Here is a 21513-nt window from a genome sequence, read left to right on the forward strand (position 1 = left end):
TCACAGCCTTGCGCGCAGCGCCCCGAACTCCTCGTGGAAACCGGGGAAAGTCTTGCGTACGCAGCCGGGGTCGTCGAACGAAATACCGGGCACGCGCAGGCCGGTGACCGCGAAGGACATGACGATGCGGTGGTCGCCGTAGGACTTGATCTCGGTGCCTTTGGGCATCGCGCCGGGGTGGATCTCGATCCAGTCGGGGCCCGTCTCCACGCGCACGCCCAGCCGCCGGAGGTTCTCCGCGCAGGCCTCCAGGCGGTCGCACTCCTTCACCCGGGTGTTGGCGACGTCCTCGATACGTACCGGGCCCGAGGCGAAGGGGGCGATGGCGGCGAGTGTGGGCATGGTGTCGGAGATGTCCCGCATGTTGACCGTGAGGCCGCGCAGTTCGCCGGTGCCGCGGACCGTCGTGCGGTCGGCGCCGATCTCCACCTCGGCGCCCATCCGGCGCAGCACCTCGACAAAGCCCAGGTCGCCCTGGAGCGCGCCCTCGCCCAGACCCGGCACGGTGACCTCGCCGCCGGAGACGGCCGCGGCGGCGAAGAAGTAGCTGGCGGTGGAAGCGTCGGGCTCGATGGGGTAGGTGGTGGCCCGGTATCCGCCCGGCGGGACCACGAAGTCATTGCCCTCCCGGCTCACCTCCACGCCGAAGGCCCGCATCATGGCGAGGGTGATCTCGACGTACGGCACCGAGACCAGGTCGGTGACATGGATGCGCAAGCCCTGCTCGGTGAGCGGGCCGAGCAGCAGGAGGGCGGTGAGGTACTGCGAGGACTGGCCGGCGTCCAGCGTCACCTCGCCGCCGACGACGCCCTTCGCCGTCACGGTGAGCGGGTGGTGGCCCTCTTTCTCCTCGTGGCGCAGGTCCACGCCCAGCTCGCGCAGGGCCCGGGTGAGCGGCAGCAGCGGGCGGCGGCGCATCTGCTCGGAGGCGTCGAAGCGGTAGGTGCCGTGACCTGCGGCGGCCAGCGTCGGCAGGAAGCGGGCGGTCGTCGCGCCGTCCCGGCAGTAGACGTCCGCCTCGGCGGCGGCCGGTCCCTGCGGGCGGCCGTCCACCTGCCAGCTGTCCGGGGTCCGTCCGACGCGGTAACCGAGGCTCAGCAGCCCTTCGGCGAAGCCCTCGGTGTCGTCCGACCGCAGCGGCCGTACGAGGGTGGTGACTCCGTCGGCCGCCGCCGCCAGGAAGAGGGCGCGCGCGGTGATGGACTTGGAACCGGGAATGTCGACAACTGGCATACCCCCATGATCGCCCGGCCCACCGCCCCACCGCCCGGAAGTCCACGAGATGGACCACGGATCGTCAGTCGGCGGCCATGTGCCCGGGCACGGAACGAGCCGGTCCGACGGGGCCCAAGGGGGCCTCCGGCCGATCGAACGGGGGCCGCCGACTGCAGGCCATGTCTCCAGCCGCGGCGCGACCCAGCCCACCCGGACCGCGCCCGACGACCAGCCGCACGCCTCACCCCCCGGCCACGCCCTCAGGCGCCCGAGCAAGCCAATCCGGCAGCGTGCCTCCAGCCGCCTGCCACGCCTCCGGCCGCCGGGCGAACCAGCCCACCCGGACCACGCCCGACGACCAGCCGAACGCCTCACCCCCCGGCCACGCCCTCAGGCGCCGAGCAAGCCAATCCGGCAGCGTGCCTCCAGCCGCCGGGCGAACCAGCCCACCCGAACCGCGACCGGCAAGCGGCCGCCTGCCTCAACCCTCGGCCATGCACTCCGGCGCCAATCCGGCAGGGTGACTCCGGCGCCTGCGGTGTCTCCGGCCGCAGGCACCCCGACCGTGCCCGGCGGCTAGCCGAGCGGCTCAGTCCGTCGCCATGTCCTCCGGCGCTGAGCGCGCCAGTCCCGCGAGCGTTGCCAGTGCCGACGTGAGGGTCTCTGTGCGGGGTGTTGCCAGGCCGAGGCGGATGGCGTTCGGGGCGTGGGCGTCGCCTACCGTGAATGCTGCGGCGGGTGGGACGCCGATGCCGTAGCGCGCGGCGGCGGCGACGAACGTGTCGGCGCGCCATTGCTTCGGCAGGCGCCACCAGCAGTGGTAGGAGCGCGGGTCCGTGCGCAGGGAGAAGCCGGACAGATGCCGGGCCGCGAGCTCCTGGCGTGCGGCGGCGTCCTTCTGCTTGGCCCGCACCAGTCGTCGTACGACACCCTCGCGCTGCCAGCGGGCGGCGGCCTCCAGGTTGAAGTGCTGGGCGGTCCAGCCGCCGGAGCGCAGGGCGGCGGCGAGGTCGCCGAGGAGGGGCGTGGGGGCCACCGCGAAACCGAGGGAGAGGCCGGGGGCGATGCGCTTGGAGAGGCTGTCGACGAGGACCGTCCGCTCGGGCAACAGGGCGGCCAGCGGCGGCAGTTCGTCGTGCAGGAAGGCCCAGATCGTGTCCTCGATCAGGGGGAGGTCCAGGCGCCCGAGCACCTCGGCCAGCCGTTCCATCCGGGGTGCCGGCATGGTGAGCGACAGCGGGTTGTGCAGGACCGGCTGGGCGTAGACGGCGTGCAGGGGGCCTGCCCGGTGGGCCTCCTCCACGGCTTCCGGGACGAGTCCGTCGTCGTCCATGGCGAGTGGGACGAGGGTGATGCCGAGCCGCCCCGCGATGGCCCTGACCACGGGGTAGGTCAGCTCCTCGACGCCGAGCCGGGCGCCGGGCGGGACCAGGGCGGCGAAGACGGCGGAGAGCGCCTGGCGGCCGTTCCCGGCGAACAGCACCCGCGCGGGGTCGGGGCGCCAGCCACCCCGGGTGAGCAGATCGGCGGCCGCCTCGCGTACGGCCGTATGTCCGGTCGGGCCGACCGGGCGCAGGGCGTCCTGGAGGACGTCGGTGCGCAGCAGGCCCTCCAGGCTGCCCGCGAGCAGCGCGGACTGCTCGGGCACGACCGGGTAGTTGAACTCCAGGTCGATCCGGCTTCCCGCGGGTTCACCGAGGGCGGGCGGGTCGGTCGGGGCGGCGGCGCGGACGAAGGTCCCGCGGCCGACCTCGCCGACGGTCAGTCCACGGCGGCCGAGTTCCTGGTAGACACGGGTGGCGGTGGAGTTGGCGATGCCGTAGCTGCGGGCGAAGGCGCGCTGCGGGGGAAGCCGGTCGCCCGGCTTGAGCGCACCGGATCTGATCTCCGTGGCCACCTGGTCGGCGACGCTCCGATAGTCCCGCACGACGACTCTCCCTCCCGTGGGCGCGTGGGCCGTGGGCCGTGGGCCGTGACCCATGGCCCGTGGGCTTCCACCCAACCACAGGATTGCACCGAGGGCAATATCGCCATTGCGCCGAGGCAATACCGCTTCCTATGCTCGGTGCATTGCGATGGCCGCCGCCGGTGCGGACCGCGAAACGGGGAGTTGTCATGGTCGATCCCAGCGGGATCCTCGGTGTGTTCGTCGTGGCCCTCGGCATGGTGCTCACCCCGGGCCCGAACATGCTGTATCTCGTCTCCCGCAGCATCACCCAGGGCCGCCGCGCCGGGGTGATCTCCCTCGGCGGGGTCGCCGTCGGCTTCCTCGTCTATCTGACGGCCGCGAATCTCGGCCTGTCGGTCGTCTTCCTCGCCGTACCGTCGCTGTACGTCGCCGTGAAGCTGGCCGGCGCCTGCTACCTCGGCTGGCTCGCCTGGAGCGCGCTGAAGCCGGGCGGGGTCTCGGCGTTCGCGCCGAAGGAGGTGTCGCACGACTCACCCCGCCGCCTCTTCACCATGGGCCTGGTGACAAACCTGCTCAACCCGAAGATCGCCATCATGTACCTGTCCCTGATACCCCAGTTCATCGATCTGGAGGCGGGCCATGTGCTGCTCCAGGGGCTGCTGCTGGGCTCGGTGCAGATCGCCGTCGCGGTGACGGTCAACCTCTCCATCGTGCTGGCGGCCGGGACCATCGCCGTGTTCCTCGCCCGCCGCCCAGGCTGGCTGAGGGCGCAGCGCTATGTGATGGGCACGGTGCTCGGGGGGCTCGCGGTGTCCCTGGCCGTGGACACCTCGGGCCCGGCGAAGGCGAACTGACGGCGCCGCAGTCGCCCCGTACGGCTCCACCGCCCCAACTTCGGGAAATCCGGGCCCAGGCGGGAACCCGCCCCCACCCCCGCTCGTCCAACACGCGAGCTGTCGGAGAGTCACCACGGTGCGGTGTCGGCCTCGCTGCTGGCTGCGAACGCTGACCTACCCTCTCCGCCGCGCCGCGGCCGACAGCCTCTCCGCCATCGGCGCGCCCCCCTCCAACAGCGCCGATGGCGGACCCCCATTCCCGGGCCCGCGGCCTTGTCCGCGTTACTGTGCACTCCCTTGACTGGCAGAAACTTCCCGGATATTGGTGACTCCTCGGAAGTTTCTTTCAGCGGAACCCCTCTGAATGCCCTTCAGCGGATCACCTCCGGAAGGAGCGCACGTTGCCCTCCAGACGCACCGTCCTCGCCGCCACCGCGGGAGTCGCCGCCACCCTCGCCATGGGCGGCACCGCCTACGCGGACGACAAGAAGCTCCGCTCCCTCATCTCCCGTATGACGCTCGAGGAGAAGGTCGGCCAGCTCTTCGTGATGCGGGTCTACGGCCACTCCGCCACCGCCCCCGACCAGGCCGACATCGACGCCAACCTCAAGGAGATCGGCGTCCGTACGGCCGCCGAGCTGATCGCCAAGTACCGCGTCGGCGGCATCATCTACTTCGCCTGGGCGCACAACACCCGCGATCCGCACCAGATCGCCGACCTCTCCAACGGCATCCAGAAGGCATCCCTGGACCTGCCGCGCGGACTTCCCGTCCTGGTCTCCACCGACCAGGAGCACGGCATAGTCGCCCGCGTGGGCAAGCCCGCCACCCTCTTCCCGGGCGCGATGGCCATCGGCGCGAGCGGCTCGCGCGCCGACGCCCGCACCCTCGGCCGGATCGCCGGAAAGGAACTGCGCGCCCTCGGCATCCGGCAGGACTACTCGCCCGTCGCCGATGTGAACGTCAACCCGGCCAACCCGGTCATCGGCGTGCGCTCCTTCGGCTCCGACCCGGCCGCGGTGTCCCGGCTGGTCGCCGCCGAGGTCGTCGGCTACCAGCACTCCTCGGTCGCGGCGACGGCCAAGCACTTCCCCGGGCACGGCGACACGGCCGTCGACAGCCACTACGGCTTCCCGGTCATCACCCACACCCGCGCGCAGTGGGACGAGCTGGACGCGCCTCCGTTCCGGGCGGCGATCGAGGCGGGCATCGACTCGATCATGACCGCGCACATCATGGTCCCGGCGCTCGACGACTCCGGCGACCCGGCCACCCTCTCCCGCCCGATCCTCACCGGCATCCTGCGCGAGGAGCTGGGCTACGACGGGGTCGTGGTCACCGACTCGCTGGGCATGGAGGGCGTCCGCACGAAGTACGGCGACGACCGGGTCCCGGTGCTCGCGCTGAAGGCGGGCGTGGACCAGCTCCTCAACCCGCCGAACCTGCCCGTCGCCTGGAACGCCGTACTGAAGGCGGTACAGGACGGCGAGTTGACGGAAGCACGGCTCGACGAGTCGATCCTGCGGGTGCTGCGGCTGAAGGCGAAGCTGGGGCTCTTCGGCGACCCGTACGTCGGCCATCGCGGCGTGGACCGCACGGTCGGGATCCCGGCCCACCTCGCGGCGGCCGACCGCATCGCCGACCGGACGACAACCCTGCTGGTGAACGAGGGCGGCCTGCTCCCGCTGTCCCCCACCGAGGTGCCGAAGCTCCTGGTGGTGGGCGCCGACCCGGCGTCCCCGTCCGGCACCACGGGCCCCCCGACGGGCGTCCTCGCCACGGCGCTCACCGAACTCGGCTTCACGGCAACCCCGCTGTCCACGGGCACGGCCCCGTCGGCCGCGACCATCGCGAAGGCGGTGGCGGCGGCGCAGGACGCGGACGCGGTGGTGGTCGGGACGTACAACGTGACCGCGACGAGCGCACAGAAGAGCCTGGTGGCACAGCTTCTGGCGACGGGCAAACCGGTGGTGGCGGTGGCGGTCCGCAACCCGTACGACGTGGCGCACCTGCCTGCCGTCCGCGGCTACTTGGCGTCGTACTCCTGGACCGATGTCGAACTGCGGGCGGCGGCACGGGTGATCACGGGTGCGGTGGCGCCGAGCGGTCGGCTTCCGGTGCCGGTGCAGCGGGCGGACGATCCGGGCCGGGTGCTGTATCCGGTCGGGCACGGGCTGTCGTATCCGGCGTAGCGCCGGTACGCCCGGGCCCCGGCGCACGACCCCCAATAAGCCCAAAGCGCCCCGTATGTCTGGCGTGCGCCCGCTGCGGCGGGCCACGCTGGACCAGGGGAACCGGGGGGAGTGCGATGCGTGGGAGACGTGCCGTGGGGGCGGCGATGCTGGCGGCGGTGTGGTTGACGGGCTGCCAGTCGGAGGGGCGGGAGGCCCGACTCGACGAGGCGGCGACCCCGACACCGACGGAAACCCGCCCATCGGGCTACGGCACGGTGTTCCTCGGGGTCGACGAGTGCAGTTCCTTCGGGACGACCAGTTTCACCGAGGTGCCGTGCGGCGGGGAGCGGGCTGCGGCACGGGTGGTGGCCCGCTTCGACGGCACCGTCGGGGACGGCCCACCGTGCCCGGCCACCACCGACTTCGTCCTCCACATCAGCCGGCAGAGCCCCTCGGACGAGGACGGCGACGGGGCGGTCCCCCAGGGCTACGCCTGCATGCGCAACCTGGCCCCACCTCACCCCGGCGACCCGGGCGGCGGAGGCGGCCCCCGCACGATCGTCGGCGACTGCGTCTACAGCTCCGGCGGCGGCCAGGTCCGCGAGACGTCCTGCGACGGCAAGGCGGAGAAGAAGCCGCAGTACAAGGTGGCGAAGGCGGTCTCGAAGCGCGCCGAATGCCCGGTGTCGACGGCCTTGTACGTCCAACTGGGCGGCGACCGGCCGGTGGGCTGCGCCCGGCCGCTGTGAGGGGGTGACGGGCACCCGGACGGCCCACTCCGGCATGCGGCATATGCCAGTGGTCCGGAGAGTGGCATCGTGACCCCTCTGACGCGGATACCCCTGAAAGACGGAGGCTGGCTGCTGGTCGAGGAACCGGGCCCGCCCGACGCGGGGCCGGTGAAGGCCGGCCGCATCGGCGACACCGTGCGGGAGCTGCCGGCCACGCTGGAAGGGGCCCTGGAGCCGGTCGCTGAGGCCGCCCGCGCCACCCTCACGTCGCTGCGCAAGGCCCGGCCCGACGAGATCACGGTCGAGTTCGGCGTCGACCTCGCGTTCGAGGCCGGGGCCGTGATCACCAAGAGCCAGGCCGGGTGCCATCTGAAGGTGACGGTGGCCTGGAAGAACGAGGGCTCCGGCGGGGGTGGCTCCCCATGACCGGCGACGGCCTCGCTTCCGACCTGCCGATGTCAGTGGCCCAGATCCTCACCCCCGACGGCCGGGTGGCCGGCACAGGCTTCTTGGTGGCCGAGGGTGTCCTGGTCACTTGCGCGCATGTCGTCGAGGGGGCTGGGGGTGGGCCCGGCACGGAGGTGCTGCTGTCCTTCCCGTACCTGGTGGACGCCGACCGGGTGCAGGGCACGGTCCCGGCCGAGCTGTGGCGTTCCGCCGAGGGCGAGGACGTGGCCTTCATCCGGCTGAACCGTACGCCGGCCGGTGCGTGGATCCTGCCGCTGGGCTCCGCGGAGGGCCGCCGGAATCACGACGTGCGCTCGTACGGTTTCCCCTCCCAGGCCCGGCGGGAAGGACACCTCGGCTTCGGCAAGACCGGCGATCTGCTGCCCGCCACGGACGGCCGGGGTGCGCTGCTGCAGCTGACCAACGCCAACGACCTCACCACCGGATTCAGCGGCGGACCCGTCTTCGACGAGGACACGGGCGTGGTCATCGGCATGCTGACCGAGATCACCGCGCCGGACGTGTACAAACGGGGGCTGGGCATCGCGTACGCCACCCCCACCCAGGTGCTGCGGGAGATCCTGCCGGAGCTGGCCGAGCAGGAGGTGTGCCCGTACCGGGGCCTGGAGCCGTTCACCGCCGAGCACGCGCGGTGGTTCCAGGGCCGGTCGGAGGCGGTACAGCAGGTGGTGGCGAACCTGGCCCGGCAACGGCGCCTGACCCTGCTGCTCGGGCCGTCGGGGTCGGGGAAGTCGTCGCTGATCCAGGCGGGTGTGCTGCACGCGCTCGCGGAGGGCGAACTGCCGGGCAGTGACCGGTGGTTGCCGGTACTGGCCCGGCCCAGGCAGGACATGCTCGCCGAAATCGAACGTGCCGGGCTGCCCGGGGCAAGCGAGGACGGCATCATCGCGGCCGTCAACCGCAGACTGGCGGCCGAGCCGGACTTCGGGCGGGTCCTGCTGGTCATCGACCAGTTCGAGGAACTGCTGGTGCAGAGCACGAACGGACGGCTGCGAAATCTGCTGGCCGTCATCGACGAAGTCACCGGGGCCGCGGACGCGTACACCAAAATCACCGTGATCCTGATCATGCGGGACGACTTCTATCCGCAACTGGCAGCCCTCGCACCCAAGTTGCTGGACGCCGCGATGCCGGGGCTGCTCAACGTGCCGGGCACCCTCAGCCAGCAGGACCTGCACGACATCATCGTGCTGCCCGCCGAGGACGTGGGGCTGCACTTCCAGCCGGGGCTGCCCGAACGGATCATCGGCGACGTACTGGAGATCACCCCCGAAGCGGACATCCGGCAGGCGCCGGCCACCGTGCTGCCGTTGCTGGAGATGACGCTCCAGCAGTTGTGGGACCGGCGCGAGGACGGGTATCTCACCCACGAGGCGTACGAGCGCGTCGGAGAGGTCAGCGGCAGCGTCACTACGTGGTGCGACAGCGCGCTCGACGAGCTCTCCCACGAGCAGCAGGTCATCGCGAGGCGGGCCCTGACCTCCTTGGTGCACCCGGCCGATCCCCGCCACAACATCACCGCCGTCCGCACGCAGGTTCCCCTCCACGAGCTGCGCGACCTGGCGGCCGCTCCGGGCGACACCGGGGAGCGGGAAGCCGTCGACTCGGTCATCGCCGCGCTCGCCCGTCGCCGCATCATCACCACCCAGAAGCTGGAGGCCCCCCAGCGCCCCGGCGCCCCGCATGGAGAGCCGGTGGCCGAGCTGATCCACGAGGCGCTCATCCGCGACTGGGGTGCCCTGCGCAAGTGGGTGGACCAGGACACCCGTTTCAACCAGTGGCTCAACCGCACCCGGGAACGTCAGTCCCGCTGGGACCTGCTCGAGGGAGCGGCCCTGGCTGAGGGCCTTGAGTTGTCCGAGGAGCGACGGCTGCCGAGCGATATCGCCGAGTTCCTCAAGGCGAGCCAGGATCGCCAGCGGGCCTCCGTTCGGCGGAACCGCGTGCTCATCGGCGTCCTCAGCGGATTGTTGGTGCTGGCGCTGCTGGCGGTGGCGGGGGCGGTGTGGGAGTGGGTCAGGGTGGGCAACGCGAAGGAACGGGCACTGTCGCGGGAGCTCGCGGCGGAGTCCAGCGAACTTCTGGGCACGGATCCGGAGCTCGCCGCGCTGCTGGCGGTCAAGGCGTACGGCAGCAGCCATACGTCCGAGGCCATCGACAGCCTGGGCAGCGCCGAGGCCCTGCCGACGCACCGGCGCCTCTCCGGGCACACCCACGAGGTGAACGCGGTGGCCTACAGCCCGAACCGTCGCACCTTCGCGAGTGCCGGTGCCGACAACACCATCCGTCTGCGGGACGCAACCACGATGAAGACCCTCCGTAAGTTCACCGCGCACGACAACGCGGTGAACGCGGTCGCCTTCCATCCCAAGGGCCACACCATCGCAACCGCCGGCTCCGACCGGCTCGTTCGCCTGTGGAACCCGGACACCGGCAAACACCGCCAGACACTCGAGGGCCACACCGATCACGTCAGGGCGGTGGCCTTCCATCCAGAGGGCCACACCATCGCAACCGGCGGCGACGACCACACCGTTCGCCTGTGGAACCCGGACACCGGCAAACAACTCACCGAGCTGAAAGGGCACAAAGGCCCTGTCAGGGCGGTGGCCTTCCATCCCGACGGCCACACCATCGCAACCGGCAGCGACGACAAGACCGTTCGCATGTGGAACCCTGACACCGGCGAAGAACTCACCACGCTCAAGGACCACAAGCTGCCGGTGACTTCGGTGGCGTTCAGTCCGACCGGCGACACCCTTGTCACCGCCGACGGCACCGACGCTCACCTGAGAGATCCTGCCACCGGAGAGAGTCAGGGCATGCTGTCGAGCTACGCCACCTTGATCGCTTTCAGCCCGGACGGCACGACCATCGCGACCGCCACCGATCGCTTCGTGCAGTTGTGGGACACGGATACCCAGGCGCCTCGCGCCACCTTCGCCGGTCATGCCAACACCGTGCTCGGGCTGGCGTTCAGCACGGACAGCCGAACCCTGGCCACGGCCGGTCGTGACACGACGGTACGCCTCTGGGACGCGACCGCAGGGCGCGATCGGACGACCCTGAGGGGACACACCACCTCGGTCTATTGGCTGGCATTCAGCCCCGACGGCCGGACCATCGCCAGCGCCGCGGCCGATTACTCCGCACGTCTGTGGAATCCGGACACCGGCAAACCCGGCAAGGAGCTCAGCGAACACAGCGACGAGGTGAATGCCGTGGCCTTCCACCGCAACGGCGACATGGTCGCCACAGGAAGCGACGACGAAACCGTCCGGCTGTGGGACACAGAGACGGGAAAGAGCCGACCACCTCTCAAGGACCACCGCTCTCCGGTACTCTCAGCGGCCTTCAGCCGTGACGGCAAAACCCTCGCCACCGGGGGCGAGAACGGGAAGGTCCTGCTGCGCAACCCTGACACCGGCGAGGCTCGCAAGCGGGTCGCCGCACACAGTGGCGCGGTGTACGACATCACGTTCCGTGCCGACAGCCGCGTCCTTGCCACCGCCGGCGGCGATTCGACAGCGAAACTCTGGGACCCGCGCGGAAAACTCCTCAACACACTCACCGGCCACAAGGCCGACGTGATGTCCGTGGCATTCAGTCCCGACGGCAACACCGTCGCCACCGCAAGCTATGACGGAACCGTCCGCCTGTGGGACGCGAACACCGGCCGATCGACCGCCACTTTGACCAAGCATGCCGGAGCCGTGTTCGCAGTGGCATTCCACCGTGACGGCAAGATCCTCGCCACCGGCGGCTCGGACGGCACCGTCCGGCTGTGGGACACGGAGACCGGCAAGCCCCGTAGGACGTTCCTCGGGAGCCTCAGCGGTGTGTATCACGTGACGTTCAGCCCCGACGGCCGCATCCTCGCCACCGCGGGCGCCGACGGGACGGCGCGCGTGTGGGACATCACCGAATCCCCCGAACCCGACAAGATCATCGAGCAGATCTGCCGCACCTTCGACCGCGACCTCACCTCGCAGGAAAGCAAGGCCTACCTCCACGACGGCTCAGACGCCGCCGTATGCCCATGAGCACCGACGGCGGGCCACCCAAGGCAGCCCGCCGTCAGCACAACACCATGAACCTCAGGGCAAGTTACGGACGCAACGTCCGCTCCACACCCCTCTTGTCCAGCTTCGCGTCGAACTTCGCCAGCGGCTTCGCCAGGGACGCATCAGCCTTGACCGCGGCCGAGGCCACGCCCGCCCACTCCAGGATCTTCGCCGTCGCGAGGGCCTTCTCGGAGTCGACCAGTCCAGCCACCCGCGCACCATGGTTCGCACCCGGCGCCGTGAAGACGTACGAGTCGCGCGCGCCCTTGCCGAGGCGGAAGGGTTCCGCGCCCCACGGGTCGTTCTCGCCGTACACGAAGAGCATCTGCCGGGCGTTGTGGCGGACCCAGCTGTCCACGTCACGCATGGCGTACGGCTGGAACGTCATCGGGATCGAGCGCGGCACGAAGTACCTCGGCGGCAGGTAGCCGTAGCGGATGTACTGCTTCTCGATGTGCGGGAAGACGATCGTGGGGGCGCCCAGTTGCGTGCCTGCCTGGTAGTAGTACGGCGTGTACGGCTCCAGGCCCTGGTCCGTGTAGAACGAGAAGCCCGCGATCGTGTCGATCGAGGTCCAGATCTCCTCGTCCGTCGCGTTCTTCGCGTCCGCGGGAATCGTGCCGCAGTCCGAGAGCAGGCTGTACTGCCAGAAGCCCCAGACGTAGTCGAGGACGGTCGCCTCGTACGCCTTGTCCAGGCTGCCGACGGTGTCGAAGGTGTAGCCGTTCTCGGCCGCGTACGCCGCGTACCGCTGCTCCAGCGGCTCCCGGCGGACCAGCGCCTCGCGCTGGACGCCGTTCAGGCGGTCGCGGCACTCCTCGGTGCCGACGTTCGCGAAGAACTCGTCGTACGCCGAGTCCTCCTTGTTCACCACGTCGTTGGGGGCGACGTAGGCGACGACGCCGTCCATGTCACGCGGGTAGAAGCGCTCGTAGTACGTGGCGGTCATGCCGCCCTTCGAGCCGCCCGTGGAGAGCCACTTCTTGTCGTAGAGGGGCTTGAGCGCCTTGAAGATACGGTGCTGGTCGCTCGCCGCCTGCCAGATGTCCAGCTTCGTCCAGTCGGCGGGAGCCGGCCGGGACGGGGTGAAGTAGCGGTACTCCATGGAGATCTGGTTGCCGTCCACGATCTGTGTCGGCTCGCGCCGGCTCGGGGTCGTGGAGACGTTGTAGCCGCCGGTGTAGAAGACCGTCGGCCGGCTGACGTCCTTGTGCAGCACGGTGATCCGCTGCTGGAACGTGCCCTTGGACGGCTGCCGGTGGTCGACCGGCTGGGTGTAGTTCAGAACGAAGAATCGGTAGCCCGTGTACGGCTTCTCCTCGACCAGGCTCATGCCCGGTATCGAGAGCAGCCGGTCCTTGATGTCGGTGGTGGCCTCCGGCTGGGCGGCGGTGGCCGCCCCTGCCGTACTCAACGTGCCTATGAGCACCGTGAGCGCCAGCAGCCATCTGAGCGCCTTGCGCATGCACCCTCCCCTGTAAGTCAGATGTGCGCCCGGAAGCTATCGGAGCAACTGACGATCACACCAGAGGAGTTACCGACAAACCCAAGAAACGCGTCAACAAAGGATCCAGCCCGACGCGACCGATCCACCGCCCACCCGGCCCGTCACCTTCACACACCTGTGCCCCGCATACACCGACACCGTCAGTGTCTTGCGCCGGTGTTTGCCCTGGTACGGCACCGGATTGTGGCCGCGCGCCTGCACGCTGACGGCCATCGTCCGCCTCGGTCCCGGGTTCTTGGCGACGGTGAAGGCACACACCGTCCCCCCGCTCCGGTAGACATGCACGGAACCCGTGGAGAACGGCACCGTCCGGACCTTGCGCCCCGGACACGACATCCCGGCGGCCTGTGCCTCGCCCGGCGCCGCGACGGCCAGCAGCCCGGACGCGGTCAGCACGGCCAGGCCGGCCGCCAGCCGTCGGCGTATCGCACCACTGTCCACTGTGTCGTCCTCCCCGTACCCCGGCGATGAGCGTACTGGTGTACGGACGCCAGACGTACGCCGGACGGTTGCGTGCCGACCGTCACGCGAGCTCTACGCCTACCGGCTCACCGACGAAAGTCCGCCACAGTTCGGCGTACCGCCCGCCGAGCGCCAGCAGTTCGTCGTGGGTGCCGTCCTCGGCGACCCGGCCGTGGGCCATCACCACGACCCGGTCCGCGCGGGCGGCCGTCGTGAGGCGATGGGCGACCACGAGGGTGGTACGGCGGCCCGCGATGCGGTCGGTGGCCTGGTTGACCTGGGCCTCGGTGGCCAGGTCCAGGGCGGCCGTCGCCTCGTCGAGGAGCAGGATGTCGGGGTCGACGAGTTCGGCGCGGGCGAGGGCGATCAGCTGGCGCTGGCCCGCCGAGAGGTTGCGGCCGCGCTCGGCGACCTCGTGGAGGTAGCCGCCGTCGAGGGTCGCGATCATCTCGTGGGCGCCCACCGCGCGGGCGGCGGCCTCCACCTCGGCGTCCGTCGCCCCGGGGCGGCCGTAGGCGATGGCGTCGCGGACGGTGCCCTGGAAGAGGTACGCCTCCTGCGGGACGACGCCGAGCCGGTGCCGGTACGCCGTCATGTCCAGGGCGCGCAGATCGGTGCCGTCGACGGTGACGCGGCCGCCGGTGGGGTCGTAGAAGCGGGCGACCAGCTTGACGAGGGTGGACTTTCCGGCGCCGGTCTCGCCGACGAAGGCGACGGTCTGGCCGGCGGGGATGCGCAGGTCCACGGCGGTGAGGGCTTCCTCGTCGGCCCCGTACGCGAAGTGCACGTCCTCGAAGGCGATCTCCCCGCGCAGGGAGAGCACGTCGAGGGGCTCGTCGGCGGACTTCGTCGACGTCGGCTCCTGGAGCAGCTCCTGGATGCGGCCCAGCGACACGGTCGCCTGCTGGTAGCCGTCGAAGACCTGGGAGAGCTGCTGGACCGGGGCGAAGAACAGGTCGATGTAGAGCAGGTACGCCACCAGCGCGCCGGTCGTCAGCGTCGTGTCGTCGATCCGGCCCGCGCCCACGATCAGTACTGCCGCCACGGCCGCCGACGACAGGAACTGTACGAAGGGGAAGTAGACCGAGATCAGCCACTGGCCCCGGATACGGGCCTGCCGGTAGCTGTCGCTGCGCTCCGCGAACCGCGCGCCGCCGTCCCGCTCGCGCCGGAAGGCCTGCACGATCCGGAGCCCGGAGACCGACTCCTGGAGGTCGGCGTTGACCGACGACACCCGCTCACGGGCCAGTTCGTAGGCCTTCACACTCGCCCGGCGGAAGAAGAACGTGGCGATGATCAGCGGCGGCAGGGTCGCGAAGACGACCAGCGCCAGCTCCAGGTCGATCACCAGCAGGGCGACCATGATGCCGAAGAAGGTGACGACCGAGACGAACGCGGTGACGAGTCCGGTCTGGAGGAAGGTCGACAGGGCGTCGACGTCCGTCGTCATCCGGGTCATGATCCGGCCGGTCAACTCGCGCTCGTAGTAGTCGAGTCCGAGCCGCTGGAGCTGGGCGAAGATCTTCAGGCGGAGCGAGTAGAGAACCCGCTCCCCCGTCCGCCCGGTCATCAGGGTCTCCCCGATCTGCGCCGCCCACTGCACGGTCACCGCGAGCAGCGCGAGCAGGGAGGCCACCCAGACCGCGCCGAGGGCGAGCTCGGAGACTCCGCTGTCGATGCCGTGCCGGATCAGGACCGGGAGGAGAAGGCCGCTGCCCGCGTCTACGGCGACCAGGGCGAGGCTGGCCAGCAGGGGGAGCCCGAAGCCGCGCAGCAGCCTGCGCAGGCCGTAGGACTCCTCCGGGGTGACCGCGCGGGCCTCGTCGACGTCCGGGGCGTCGGTCGCCGGGGGCAGCGCCTCGACCTGGGCGAGGAGTTCCGGGGTGGCGGGGGCGCCGTCCATCGCGGTGTCGCGCGGGGTGCGCTCGCCTGCCCACAGCCGGGGCGTGACCCCGCTCTCGGCGTCGAACTCGGCGTCCAGCTCGGCCCGTACGGAGGTGTCCTCCTGCGGGAGGGCCGGCGGGGTGTGTCCGGGCGAGACGCCGCCCAGCTCGTCGGGGTCGGTGAGCAGGCGCCGGTACAGGGCCGAGCGTTCCTGGAGTTCTTCGTGGGTGCCGAGGTCGGCGAGCCGGCCGCCGTCGAGGACGGCGATGCGGTCGGCGAGGTTCAGGGTGGAGCGGCGGTGGGCGATCAGGAGGGTGGTGCGGCCCTCCATGACCTGTGCCAGGGCCTCGTGGATCTCGTGTTCCACGCGGGCGTCCACGGCGGAGGTGGCGTCGTCGAGGACCAGCAGGCGCGGGTCGGTGAGGATGGCGCGGGCGAGGGCGACGCGCTGGCGCTGGCCGCCGGAGAGGGTGAGGCCGTGCTCGCCGACCTTGGTGTCGTAGCCGGCGGGCAGCTCGGCGATGAAGCGGTCCGCCTGGGCGGCGCGGGCGGCCTGCTCGATCTGTTCCTGGGTGGCGTCGGGGCGGCCGTAGGCGATGTTGTTGCGGACCGTGTCGGAGAAGAGGAAGGAGTCCTCGGGGACCAGTCCGATCGCGGCCCGGAGGGAGTCCTGGGTGAGTTCGCGGACGTCGTGTCCGCCGATGAGGACGGCGCCGTGGGTGACGTCGTAGAAGCGCGGCAGCAGGAGTGAGACGGTCGACTTGCCGGAGCCGGAGGAGCCGACGACGGCGAGGGTCTCGCCGGGGCGGATCTCGAAGCTCAGCCCGTCCAGCACCGGGCGGCCGTCTTCGTAGCCAAAGGAGACGTCGTCGAACTCGACGGTTGCCGGGGCGTCGGCGGGAAGGTCCTTGGTGCCGTCCTTCATGGAAGGCTCGGTGTCGATCAGCTCAAGCACCCGCTCGGTACCTGCCCGCGCCTGCTGGCCGAAGGTAAGGACCATGGCGAGCATACGGACCGGGCCGACGAGCTGGGCGAGATAGGCCGAGAAGGCGACGAAGGTGCCGAGCGTGATGTGGCCGCGTACGGCGAGCCAGCCGCCGAGGGCGAGCATGGCGACCTGGCCCAGGGCGGGGACGGCCTGGAGCGCCGGGGTGTACTTGGAGTTGAACCGGATGGTGCGCAGCCGTCCGGCGAAGAGCCGTCGGCTGACGTCCCTGAGCTTGCCGGTCTCCTGCTCCTCCTGCCCGAAGCCCTTGACCACGCGGACACCGCTGACGGCACCGTCGACGACGCCCGCGACGGCCGCCGCCTGGGCCTGGGCGTACCAGGTGGCGGGGTGGAGCTTGGTGCGGCTGCGCTTGGCGATCCACCACAGGGCGGGGGCGATGGCGAGCGCGACGAGCGTGAGCGGCAGGGACAGCCACACCATCACGACGAGGGAAATGACGAACAGGGCGAAGTTCCCGATGGTCATCGGGAGCATGAAGAGCAGCCCCTGGATCAGCTGGAGATCACTGGTCGCCCGCCCGACGACCTGCCCGGTGGACAGCTCGTCCTGCCGCCGCCCGTCGAGCCGGGTGATCGTCTCGTACATCTCGGTACGGAGATCGTGCTGGACATCGAGGGCGAGGCGACCGCCGTAGTACCGCCGGACGTACGTCAGCACGTACACAATGACGGCCGACGCGATGAGCAGCCCCGCCCACATCGCCATGCCACGGCTCTTGTCGCCGATCACATCATCGATGATCACCTTGGTGATCAACGGCACCAGCGCCATGACGGCCATACCGACCAGCGAGGATCCCAGGGCAAGGACGACGTCCTTCGGGTAGCGCCAGGCATACCCCCACAGCCTCCGCGCCCAACCCTGCCGCGCTACCACGTCCGGCCTCCCCGTGTGATCGTCCACGGACATCACCAACGTGTTCGGCCCCGGTTTTCATCCCGGGATGAGCATCTGCGCCCAGTACACCTGAGTAGCACGTCGGTGCCGCCATGGACTGGGGCCCGGCTTTGATCATCAGCATGAAGAAGAACACCGTGCTCATCGCTGTCGCCGTCGTCCTCGTGGCGCTGTTCGCGCTGCTCGCCAAGGGGTGCGAAGCGGTGGCGGGCGGGCCGGTGGGCACGACCGACGAGTTCCGCGAGCACGTACGGGCCACCACGAAGGCCGGTACCAGTGTGTACCGGGCACTGTCCCCCGCGCCGGCCGACGATCCGTACCCCTCCCAGGAGGGCAGCTCCTCCTGTGTCGACGACTTCGGCTGGGACGACGGTGATGTCATCCGGGACCGGCCGATCTTCACCTGGGACCTGGACTACGCGACCACCGACGACTTCCGCGCCGCGCTGAAGGCCCTGGAGGCGGCCTGGCGCGAGGACGGCCGCAAGGTCGAGAAGGTCGAGAACGGCATCGCCACCACCCTCGACGACGGCGTCCGGATCACCGTCCACCTGGGGTGGTACAGCGACAAGCCCGAGCTGCGTGCGGAGGGCAGGTGCATGCGCTACACGGACACCCACGGCGACGCCTACGACTACATGCACGACGACAACGGCGACGGGACCGTCGACGAGTACGAGAAGCCCGGCTGGTGACCCTCAGGGCAGCAGCCTCTGCTCCTTCGCCACCGACACCGCTCCCGCCCTGGTGTCCACGCCGAGCTTGTCGTAGATGCGGCCGAGGTGGGTCTTGACCGTGGCCTCGCTGATGAACAGGGCCTTGGCGATCTCGCGGTTGCCGAGGCCCTGGGAGAGCTTGCCGAGGATCTCGCGTTCGCGGTCGGTCAGGGTGGGGCGGGGGTTGCGGAGGTTGGCCATCACCCGGCCTGCCACCGGCGCGGAGAGCGCGGTGCGGCCTTGCGCGGCCGCGTGGATCGCGGCGAAGAGTTCCTCGGGGCGCTCGGCCTTCAGGAGGTAGCCGGTGGCGCCGGCCTCGATGGCTCGGGTGATGTCGGCGTCGGTGTCGTAGGTGGTGAGCACGAGGACGTGGGGGGCGCCGGACGGCGTGTTCGAGGTCAGGCGGCGAGTCGTCTCCACGCCGTCGATGCCCTCCCCCAGCTGGAGGTCCATCAGGACGACGTCCGGCGTGAGCTTCGCCACCAGCGCCAGCGCCTCCTCGCCGGTGCCCGCCTCGCCGACGACCTCGATGTCGGGGGCGCTGTCGAGGAGGGCGAGCAGCCCGGCCCGTACGACGGCGTGGTCGTCGCAGAGCAGGATCCGTACGGTCATGGCGTGTTCTCCAGGGGGATCGCGACCGACAGGACCGTGCCCTCGCCCGGCGCCGACTCCACGGCCAGCGTCCCGCCGAGCTGCCGTACCCGCGCCCGGATCGCGGGCAGGCCGTGCCCCCGCACCCCGGCCGGGGTCTCCGACAGCGCCGCCGGCTCGAAGCCGTGGCCGTCATCGGCGATGTCCAGGACGGCCTGGTCGTCGAGGAGCGTGAGGGTCAGCGCGGCGGCGGTGGCCCCGGAGTGCTCCCTTACGTTCGCCAGCGCGCCCTGCGCAATCCGCAGCAGCGCCGACTGGACTCGGTCGGGCAGCTCGGGGGCGCGACCGCCGTCGTCGATGTGGACGCGGACGGTGAGCCGGTCGCCGGACTCCCGGGCGGCGAGCGTCCGCAGCGCCTCACCGAGTCCGCCGCCCCGGGCCAGATCGGCGGGCGCGAGATCGTGCACGAAGCGACGGGCCTCGGCGAGATTGTGCTCGGCGACGGACTCGGCGGTACGAACATGCGCGCGGGCCTTGTCCGGGTCCGACTCCCAGACCCGCTCGGCGGCCTGGAGCAGCATCTGCTGGCTGGACAGGCCCTGGGCGAGGGTGTCGTGGATCTCCATGGCGAGCCGCTGGCGTTCGGCGAGGGTGCCCTCGCGGCGCTCGGTGGCCGCCAGTTCCCGGCGGGTGCGGACCAGGTCGTCGATCAGCGCGCGCTGCCGGGCCGCCTGCAGGCGCAGATGCACGAAGATCGCGGTGGCGAACCCGGCGACGGCCGCGGGGCCCACGACCAGGTCGAGGTCGAAGCGGGGGGCGAGCTGGAGCTGGGCGACGATCACGAACACGGTCAGTACGCCGACCAGGACATACGCGGCGCCCGGCGGAAGGTGGCGCAGGGCTACGTAGAAGAGGGGCACGGCGACCCAGGCGAAGCTCGGCGCGAGGGCGACCAGGACCATCCATACGGCGACGACGGCTCCGAGCCAGAGGAGGCGGGGCGGGGTCGGCCGGGCGGCCATGAGCCCCGGCCGGTCGCCGAACCGCCCCATGACGTACAGCACCGCAAGGACCGCGGCCAGGGCGATCACCCAGGGGGCGCGGGGCTCGTCGCCGTGGCGCTGGAGGTAGCGGGCCATGGAGGTGCCGAGCAGCAGGAAGAAGGTCGCGTGCATGACGGCGGCGAGCCAGCGGGCGTCGGGGTCGCCGGGCCTGTCCCCGCTGTCGTGCCTGGGTGTCCGCATGCCGCTCTGGCCTCCCATCCCACCGGTGAACTGGGCAAACACCTCCAGTGTCCCCCGCCCCGCCGGCCCCGGGGTCAACCGTTCGGATGACCCCCGGGTCAGCCGACCCGCTCCCCGCGAGCAGCCGGAACGCCGACGGGTGAGACCCGGATCCGGCCCGAGGGTGGATACCGAAGCCCGATTCACCTACGCAGTAGATCCAGGAGCAGCCATGAAGAAGATCTCCCGGCGTGCCCGTATCGCCACCGGTGGCGTCGTCCTCGCGGCGGTGGCCGCCGGTACCTTCGGGGCCGTCTCCGCCGGCGCCACGACCCCGGCCCGCCCCGCCGCCGCCGTGAAGTCGTCGGACACGGTCACCTCCACGCACCTGTCGGTCAAGGCCGCCACCGAGGCCGCCGAGGCCGCCCTGGACGCGGCGGAGAAGGAGAACCAGCGGGTCTCCGTGGCCGTCGTCGACCGCAACGGCAACACCCTGGTCACCCTGCGCGGCGACGGCGCGGGCCCGCAGTCGTACGAGTCCGCGATCCGCAAGGCCTTCACCGCGGTCTCCTGGAACGCGCCCACCTCGGAGCTGGTCAAGCGCCTTGAGCAGACCCCGAACCTGAAGGACATCCCGGGCACCCTGTTCCTCGGCGGCGGCGCTCCCGTCACCGCGAACAACGCCCCGATCGCGGGCATCGGCGTGGCAGGCGCCCCGTCCGGAACGCTGGACGAGAAGTTCGCGCAGGCGGGCGTGGCGGAACTGGCCGGCTGACGCGCTGCCTCGCTAGACGCGCACCCGGAGATAGTAGAAGCGGGTCGTCTGAACCGAGTTCTGGTTGTCGTCGCTGGCCAGAAGGACGTTCAGACGGCCGCCGTGCGTGCGCCCGGTGATCGTCATGGCCTCGATGTTGTCGAGCAGCGGATTCGGCTGCGGTTGCTTGGCGGTGGCACCGAGGTCCGGGCAGGCCGCGATGTCGGCGAGCAGCGTCTTCTTGATGAGACGCACCCCGCTCTGCCCCGTCAGGTTCTCGACACCGGACGTGTCCGTCGCACGGCGCGGGTCGGCCAGATAGAGCCGGACGGTGTTGCCGACGCCGGAGGTGAAGCCGCGTTCGAGGACGAGGAGTCGGCCGTCGGGGAGGGCGGTGACCTCCGGGACGCCGAGGCCGGTGTCGGCGCGGTAGCCGTACTGGGCGGAGAGTGCGAAGCGCCCGTGCCCGCGGTCCCAGGTCTGGAAACGGACGATGCCGGCGGTGTCGCCGGAAAGGGCGTACTCCATGGACGCGAGCAGCCCACCGCGGAACCAGGTCAGGCCCTCGAAGGTGCCGTTGGAGACGGCCCGCCCGGCAGGGGCGACCCGGAGCGCGTCCGGTACCGGGAGGCGGTCGAGGATGCGGCCGTCGGTGTCGTAGCGCCGGACGGCCGGTTCGCCCTCGGTGCTGATCAGCCGCGTGCCGTCCCGGTCGACGACCAGGCCCTCGGAGTCGAGGGCGGCGCCGTTCTCGTCGGCGAGCGCGACCACACCGCGCGGGGCGAGCGTGTCGGCGTCCAGGGAGAAGAGCGCGGAACGGTCGGACACGGCCGCGAGGGACCCGTCCCGGTCCACCGCGAGCGCGGAGAAGTTGCCCACGAACGTGCCCTGGTACGTCGTCTTGTCGAGCGCGTCGGAGAAGCGGTCGATGGAGACGTACGGCGAACAGGCGTTGTGCTGCGGGCCGTTGGCGTGGGAAGGACCGGCGGCGGTCAGACAGGCGGCCGCCGCCAGCGCCGCGGTGGCGGTCGCGAGTACGGATCTCATGCGCATGGAGGTCACCGTAGGGCGGG

Annotated in this window: 15 protein-coding genes; 7 read left to right on the forward strand and 8 right to left on the reverse strand. The window is 71.0% G+C overall.

Features of this window, described 5'->3' with window-relative positions:
* Window positions 1–1233: a 3-phosphoshikimate 1-carboxyvinyltransferase gene (gene aroA / locus OHT76_RS16225; protein WP_328871543.1), complete on the reverse strand. Its 1233-nt coding sequence runs from the start codon at window positions 1231–1233 to the stop codon at window positions 1–3.
* 571 nt (window positions 1234–1804) lie between these two features.
* Window positions 1805–3142 carry an aminotransferase-like domain-containing protein gene (locus OHT76_RS16230; RefSeq protein WP_328871544.1) on the reverse strand — a complete coding sequence of 446 codons (1338 nt, stop codon included), beginning with the start codon at window positions 3140–3142 and terminating at the stop codon, window positions 1805–1807.
* 188 nt (window positions 3143–3330) lie between these two features.
* Between OHT76_RS16230 and OHT76_RS16235 the strand changes: the two genes are divergently transcribed.
* From OHT76_RS16235 to OHT76_RS16255, 5 genes are all read left to right on the forward strand, one after another.
* Window positions 3331–3978: a LysE family translocator gene (locus OHT76_RS16235; protein WP_328871545.1), complete on the forward strand. Its 648-nt coding sequence runs from the start codon at window positions 3331–3333 to the stop codon at window positions 3976–3978.
* Between the two features lie 440 nt (window positions 3979–4418).
* A complete protein-coding gene (locus OHT76_RS16240; protein ID WP_328876541.1) occupies window positions 4419–6152 on the forward strand; it encodes a glycoside hydrolase family 3 protein in 1734 nt (577 codons plus the stop codon).
* A 116-nt stretch (window positions 6153–6268) separates the two neighbouring features.
* Window positions 6269–6883, forward strand: coding sequence for a hypothetical protein (locus OHT76_RS16245; RefSeq protein ID WP_328871546.1), 615 nt, complete (start codon window positions 6269–6271; stop codon window positions 6881–6883).
* Window positions 6884–6952: 69 nt separating this feature from the next.
* A complete protein-coding gene (locus OHT76_RS16250) occupies window positions 6953–7291 on the forward strand; it encodes a CU044_2847 family protein (protein ID WP_328871547.1) in 339 nt (112 codons plus the stop codon).
* Window positions 7288–11376, forward strand: coding sequence for an nSTAND1 domain-containing NTPase (locus OHT76_RS16255; RefSeq protein ID WP_328871548.1), 4089 nt, complete (start codon window positions 7288–7290; stop codon window positions 11374–11376). The genes OHT76_RS16250 and OHT76_RS16255 overlap by 4 nt, the downstream gene beginning before the upstream one ends.
* 64 nt (window positions 11377–11440) lie before the next feature.
* Here the strand turns inward: OHT76_RS16255 and OHT76_RS16260 are convergent, their stop codons facing one another.
* The 3 genes from OHT76_RS16260 to OHT76_RS16270 all read right to left on the reverse strand — a co-directional run bounded on the left by OHT76_RS16260 (window position 11441) and on the right by OHT76_RS16270 (window position 17135).
* Entirely contained in the window at window positions 11441–12862 is a 1422-nt protein-coding gene (locus OHT76_RS16260) for a S28 family serine protease (RefSeq protein WP_328871549.1), read from the reverse strand.
* Between the two features lie 93 nt (window positions 12863–12955).
* Window positions 12956–13345 carry a hypothetical protein gene (locus OHT76_RS16265; protein WP_328871550.1) on the reverse strand — a complete coding sequence of 130 codons (390 nt, stop codon included), beginning with the start codon at window positions 13343–13345 and terminating at the stop codon, window positions 12956–12958.
* An 82-nt stretch (window positions 13346–13427) separates the two neighbouring features.
* Window positions 13428–17135 carry an ABC transporter ATP-binding protein gene (locus OHT76_RS16270; protein WP_328871551.1) on the reverse strand — a complete coding sequence of 1236 codons (3708 nt, stop codon included), beginning with the start codon at window positions 17133–17135 and terminating at the stop codon, window positions 13428–13430.
* A gap of 143 nt (window positions 17136–17278) precedes the next feature.
* On the opposite strand from OHT76_RS16270, the gene OHT76_RS16275 reads away from it, so the two are divergent.
* Window positions 17279–17851, forward strand: coding sequence for a hypothetical protein (locus OHT76_RS16275; protein ID WP_328871552.1), 573 nt, complete (start codon window positions 17279–17281; stop codon window positions 17849–17851).
* A gap of 3 nt (window positions 17852–17854) precedes the next feature.
* Here OHT76_RS16275 and OHT76_RS16280 read toward each other — a convergent pair whose 3' ends face one another.
* Window positions 17855–18484, reverse strand: a complete 630-nt coding sequence (locus tag OHT76_RS16280) for a response regulator transcription factor (protein WP_328871553.1) — start codon at window positions 18482–18484, stop codon at window positions 17855–17857.
* Window positions 18481–19707 carry a sensor histidine kinase gene (locus tag OHT76_RS16285; protein WP_328871554.1) on the reverse strand — a complete coding sequence of 409 codons (1227 nt, stop codon included), beginning with the start codon at window positions 19705–19707 and terminating at the stop codon, window positions 18481–18483. Before OHT76_RS16285 ends, OHT76_RS16280 begins: the two co-directional genes overlap by 4 nt.
* 211 nt (window positions 19708–19918) lie before the next feature.
* Between OHT76_RS16285 and OHT76_RS16290 the strand changes: the two genes are divergently transcribed.
* Window positions 19919–20461 carry a GlcG/HbpS family heme-binding protein gene (locus tag OHT76_RS16290; protein ID WP_328871555.1) on the forward strand — a complete coding sequence of 181 codons (543 nt, stop codon included), beginning with the start codon at window positions 19919–19921 and terminating at the stop codon, window positions 20459–20461.
* A 12-nt stretch (window positions 20462–20473) separates the two neighbouring features.
* Here OHT76_RS16290 and OHT76_RS16295 read toward each other — a convergent pair whose 3' ends face one another.
* The gene (locus OHT76_RS16295) at window positions 20474–21493 is read right to left on the reverse strand and encodes an esterase-like activity of phytase family protein (RefSeq protein ID WP_328871556.1); all 1020 of its coding nucleotides are present in this window, start codon (window positions 21491–21493) and stop codon (window positions 20474–20476) included.
* Between the last annotated feature and the right edge of the window lie 20 nt (window positions 21494–21513).

Origin of the sequence: Streptomyces sp. NBC_00287, assembly GCF_036173105.1 — a bacterium.
Taxonomy (GTDB): Bacteria; Actinomycetota; Actinomycetes; order Streptomycetales; family Streptomycetaceae; genus Streptomyces.

What these genes read in the sequence shown, in the direction of transcription:
- OHT76_RS16235 (WP_328871545.1), top strand. Translation starts at nt 3,331, where the DNA reads ATGGTCGATCCCAGCGGGATCCTCGGTGTGTTCGTCGTGGCCCTCGGC.
- OHT76_RS16295 (WP_328871556.1), bottom strand. Translation starts at nt 21,493, where the DNA reads ATGCGCATGAGATCCGTACTCGCGACCGCCACCGCGGCGCTGGCGGCG.
- OHT76_RS16260 (WP_328871549.1), bottom strand. Translation starts at nt 12,862, where the DNA reads ATGCGCAAGGCGCTCAGATGGCTGCTGGCGCTCACGGTGCTCATAGGC.
- OHT76_RS16240 (WP_328876541.1), top strand. Translation starts at nt 4,419, where the DNA reads ATGGGCGGCACCGCCTACGCGGACGACAAGAAGCTCCGCTCCCTCATC.
- OHT76_RS16290 (WP_328871555.1), top strand. Translation starts at nt 19,919, where the DNA reads ATGAAGAAGATCTCCCGGCGTGCCCGTATCGCCACCGGTGGCGTCGTC.
- OHT76_RS16285 (WP_328871554.1), bottom strand. Translation starts at nt 19,707, where the DNA reads ATGCGGACACCCAGGCACGACAGCGGGGACAGGCCCGGCGACCCCGAC.
- aroA (WP_328871543.1), bottom strand. Translation starts at nt 1,233, where the DNA reads ATGCCAGTTGTCGACATTCCCGGTTCCAAGTCCATCACCGCGCGCGCC.
- OHT76_RS16275 (WP_328871552.1), top strand. Translation starts at nt 17,279, where the DNA reads ATGAAGAAGAACACCGTGCTCATCGCTGTCGCCGTCGTCCTCGTGGCG.
- OHT76_RS16280 (WP_328871553.1), bottom strand. Translation starts at nt 18,484, where the DNA reads ATGACCGTACGGATCCTGCTCTGCGACGACCACGCCGTCGTACGGGCC.
- OHT76_RS16245 (WP_328871546.1), top strand. Translation starts at nt 6,269, where the DNA reads ATGCGTGGGAGACGTGCCGTGGGGGCGGCGATGCTGGCGGCGGTGTGG.
- OHT76_RS16255 (WP_328871548.1), top strand. Translation starts at nt 7,288, where the DNA reads ATGACCGGCGACGGCCTCGCTTCCGACCTGCCGATGTCAGTGGCCCAG.